This window comes from uncultured Sphingomonas sp., assembly GCF_946477935.1.
Taxonomy (GTDB): domain Bacteria; phylum Pseudomonadota; class Alphaproteobacteria; order Sphingomonadales; family Sphingomonadaceae; genus Sphingomonas.
Genome location: NZ_CAMLAC010000265.1, coordinates 1 through 4,424 on the forward strand (window position 1 = coordinate 1; position 4,424 = coordinate 4,424).

At 68.9% G+C, this 4,424-nt stretch carries 3 protein-coding genes; all 3 read right to left on the reverse strand.

Translation table 11 applies throughout. From position 1 onward, the window contains the following. Nucleotides 1-1,747, reverse strand: a 1,747-nt coding sequence (locus Q0U08_RS17990) for an ABC transporter ATP-binding protein (protein ID WP_298093035.1), incomplete at its 3' end; no start/stop codon positions are given. Between the two features lie 199 nt (nt 1,748-1,946). Further along, nucleotides 1,947-2,915, reverse strand: coding sequence for a copper resistance protein B (locus Q0U08_RS17995; RefSeq protein ID WP_298093036.1), 969 nt, complete (start codon nt 2,913-2,915; stop codon nt 1,947-1,949). Continuing rightward, nucleotides 2,912-4,424: copper resistance system multicopper oxidase (locus tag Q0U08_RS18000; RefSeq protein ID WP_298093037.1), on the reverse strand; the 1,513-nt coding region annotated here is incomplete at its 5' end. The genes Q0U08_RS18000 and Q0U08_RS17995, both read right to left, overlap by 4 nt.

Consider the following 4,424-nt stretch of genomic DNA (forward strand, 5'->3'; position numbering starts at 1 on the left):
ACCGTCGATACCGCCCATCCTCGGCCGCGATCAGCACATCATGCGGCCCGTCCTCGACGATCCGTCCCCGATCGAACACCAGGATCCGGTCCAGCGCCCGAACCGTCGACAACCGGTGCGCGATCACGATTGCCGTCCGCCCCACCATGAGCCGCTCCATCGCCTGCTGGATCGCCGCCTCGCTTTCCGAATCCAGGCTCGACGTCGCCTCGTCCAACACCAGGATCGGCGCATCCGCCAGGAACGCCCGCGCGATCGCCACCCGCTGCCGCTCGCCCCCGGACAGCTTCACGCCGCGCTCGCCCACCGGCGTCCGGTACCCCCTGGGCAGCCGCATGATGAAATCGTGCGCATTCGCCAGCCGCGCCGCCTCCTCGATCTCCGCCATGCTCGCCTCCGGCCGCCCGTACCCGATATTCTCGGCCAGCGTCCGGTGGAACAGCACCGGCTCCTGCGGCACGATCGCGACCTGACGCCGCAGCGACGCCTGCGTGGCATGCGCGATGTCCTGCCCGTCGATCGTCACACGCCCGGCATCGACATCGTACAGCCGCTGGATCAGCTTGACGAAACTGGTCTTCCCCGATCCCGACGGCCCCACCAGCCCGATGCGCTGCCCGGCCGGGATCGCCACGTCCAGCGCCGCGTACAGCGCCGTATCCTGCCCGGCATAACGGAACGTCACCCCCTCGAACCGGATCGCCCCGTCCACCACACGGATATCACGCGCACCGGCGCGATCAGCCACGCCGACCGGCTCCGCGTGAAGCTGCACCAGCTCCTCCATCTCGTTCACCGACCGCTGGAGCTGGTGGATATGCTGCCCGATGTCACGCAGATAGCCGTTCAGCACCAGATAGCTGGTCAGCACATAGGCGACGTCGCCCGCGCTTGCCTGCCCCCGCATCCACAGCCATAGGGCCACCCCCGTCACCGCGACGCGGATCACCCACAGCAGCGCCAACTGCCCCGATCCCGCCCAGGTGAACGCCATCCAGGTCCGCCGCGTGCGCCTGCGCCATTTGGCGACGGTCTGCGCCAGCCGCGCTTCCTCGCGCGCCTCGCCGCCAAAGGCCTTGACCACCGCATTGGTGCCGATCGCGTCCGCCAGCACGCCGCCGATCCGCGTATCCCACTGGTTCGACAGCCGCGCGATCGGCGCCAGCACCCGCGTCGCCAACCCGATGGTCAGCGCGACATAGGCGACCGCACCGATCCCCATCACCATGCCCAGCACCGGCCAGTGCAGCCCCAGCAACACCACCGTCCCCGCCAAAACCGTCAGCGAGGGGAGCAACGACAGCAGCAGCACGTCGTTCAGCGTATCCAGCGCCCACATGCCGCGCGTGATCCGCCGCACCGTCGATCCGGAAAAGGCATTGGCATGCCAGTCGCTCGACAGCCGCTGGACGCGCGCAAACGCTTCCACCGTCACGTCGCGCATCATGTTCAGCGTCAGCGGCGTGATCGCCCACCAGCCCAGATGCCGGAACACCACCATCGCCCCGCCAAGCGCCACGATCGCCCCGAACGCCGACAGCGCCGCGCCCTGTGCGCCCTGCCCCACCGCATCGATCATCCGCCCGGCATAAAGCGGCACGAACACCTCGGTCAGCGTGCCCAGCATCATCGCCAGCGCACACCCCGCCGCCAGCGCGGGCGCCCGCCGCCACAGCGCAAAGGTAAAACCCAGCACGCGGCGCAGCACGGACGCGCGCGGAAACAGATCATCGTCTTCGTCGGTCATGATGATTCCGCGCGCGTTCGCACGGTCCTCGGATCAATAGAACAGGATGGCGGTCCGATGGCGAACCGCAGGCGTCAGGGTTGCGCGACGCACCCGCCGCGTCGAACGCCGGGCGTGGACGAATACGGAATCATCATCGTCGCCCTCCTTTGCGCTGGACTGAGTCGTACGCGGGTTTAGCAGATCGCCGCCACCCCGCCTAGAACCAGGCCCGCACCCCCAGGGCCAGCGCAACGCCGCCCGTCCCGCCGCCATCGCGGCGCGCATAACGCGCCGTCGCGCCGTATCGGCGCTCCCACGACACACCCACGTAAGGCGCGAACTCGCGCGCGATCTCGTAGCGCAGGCGCAATCCGGCCTCCGCGCTCGACAGCCCGGCACCGATGCGGCTGCCGGGCACATCCTGCGCCGCCAGGTTGAACTCCACCCGCGGCTGCGCGATCAGCCGCTGCGTGATCCGCTGGTCATACCACGCCTCCGCCCGCGCCAGCACATCACCGCGATCCGACAGGAACAGCGCCCCCTCGACATCGAACCAATAAGGCGCCAGCCCCTCGACGCCCAGCACCGCATAGGTCCGCCGCGCCCCCGCGCCCACATCCTGCCGCACGCCGGCCTGCAGGTTCCAATAGGGATCGACCGCGCGCGCATACAACGCCTGCACCTCGGCCGCCGCGATCCGCCGGCCAAAGTCTCCCTCGCCCTCGCTCTTCACCACCAACCGGTGGATGTCCCCGCCGAACCAGCCCTCGCCGTCCCAGCGATAGCCGTCGCGGCCATCCTTCACCTGCGCCTCGGCGATGTTCAGGATCACCTGATGCATCGCCATGCCGCCATGCTCGCGCCGCATCCGCCGATCGGCCGCGGCCATCGCGACGGGATCGTAAAAGGCATCCGCCGCACGTGTGGTGGGTGCAGGCGGTGGCGGCGTGTTGCCGACCGGCCGTTCGTCGGCGTCGGGCATGCCATGCTGCATCGACGGCATGGCTGACGGTGCGGCCTTGCAATGTCCCATTGCCGCATGTTCCGGCGCGCAGGTGGGGGCGGGTGGCGCCGGTGCCGGTGCCGGTGCCGGTGCCGCCGGCTTGCAATGCCCCATCGCCGCATGTTCCGGCGGGCAATCCTGCGGCACGCCGACCATCAGCAGGCCCAGCAACACCACGCTCACGCCCCGGCCTCCGCTGGCGTGTCATCCCGCACCGTCACCACCTGCATCATGCCCGCATGCATGTGGTACAGCAGGTGGCAGTGGAACGCCCAGTCGCCCACCGCATCGGCGGTCAGGTCGAAGGTCACGGTGCCGCCCGGCGCGACGTTCACCGTATGCTTGCGCGGAGCATGGTCGCCATGCCCCGTCACCAGCTCGAAGAAATGGCCGTGCAGATGGATCGGGTGCGCCATCATCGTGTCGTTGACCAGCGTCACGCGCACCCGCTCGCCATGCCGGAACGGGATCGGCGCCTTCACTTCGTTCAGCTTCACCCCATCGAACGCCCACATATAGCGTTCCATGTTCCCCGTCAGGTGGATGCGCAGTGCACGCGACGGCACCCGCACATCCGGATTGCGCGCCAGCGCCACCAGGTCACGATAGACCAGCACCCGGTGCCCGACATCCGCCAGCCCCTGCGGCGGCTCGCCCGTGCGATCCATCGGCATCGGCGCCACCGTCTGCACGGTGGGCGTGCGCGGCAGCTCGGGCGCGTTGGAAAAGTCACGCATGGCGTGCGACATCGCGGGCGCGTCTGCCGAGCAATGCCCCATCGCGGCATGTTCGGGCGCGCAAGCGGCGGCGCTCCCGTGATGCGGGCCCATCCCCATGTCCTTCATCGTCGCCAGCGGCCGCCGGCGCAGCACCGGCACCGCCGCCGCCATGCCTAGTCGCGGTGCCAGCGTCGCCCGCGCCATGCCAGAGCGGTCCCACGCCTCCGCCACCAGCGTATAGGCCGCGTCCACATCCGGCTCGACGATCACGTCATAGGTTTCCGCGACCGCGATCTGGAACTCGTCCACCGCCACCGGCCGCACATCCTGCCCGTCCGCCTGGACGATCGTCAGCTTCAGGCCCGGAATGCGCACGTTGAAGATCGTCATCGCGCTGGCGTTCACGATGCGCAGCCGCACGCGTTCGCCGGGCGAAAACAGCGCGGTCCAGTTGTCCGCTGGCCCATGTCCGTTGACCAGATAGGTGTAGGTCGATCCCGTCACGTCGGAGACGTCGCTGGGGTCCATGCGCATGCCGCCCCACATCCACCGCTCGCCCGCCGACTGGTCCCGCCCCGCGATCAGCCCCGCCAGCGTCTGCTTCTGATAATTGAAATACCCCCCTTGCGCCTTCAGCTTGGTGAAGATCGCGTGCGGATGCATCGCGCTGTGGTCGGACAACACGACCACATGCTCCCGGTCGAAGGCGACCGGGTCTGCCCCTTCGGGGTCGATCACGATCGGGCCGTACAGCCCCATCTGCTCCTGCAACCCCGAATGGCTGTGGTACCAGTATGTCCCCGCCTGAATGACGGGGAATTCGTAGGTGAAGCGGGTACGCGCCGGAATGCCCGGAAAGCTGATCCCCGGCACCCCGTCCATCTGGAACGGCACCAGCAGCCCGTGCCAGTGCAGCGACGTTTCCTCGTTCAGCCGGTTGTCCACGGTCAGCCGTGCCGTCTGCCCCTGCCGC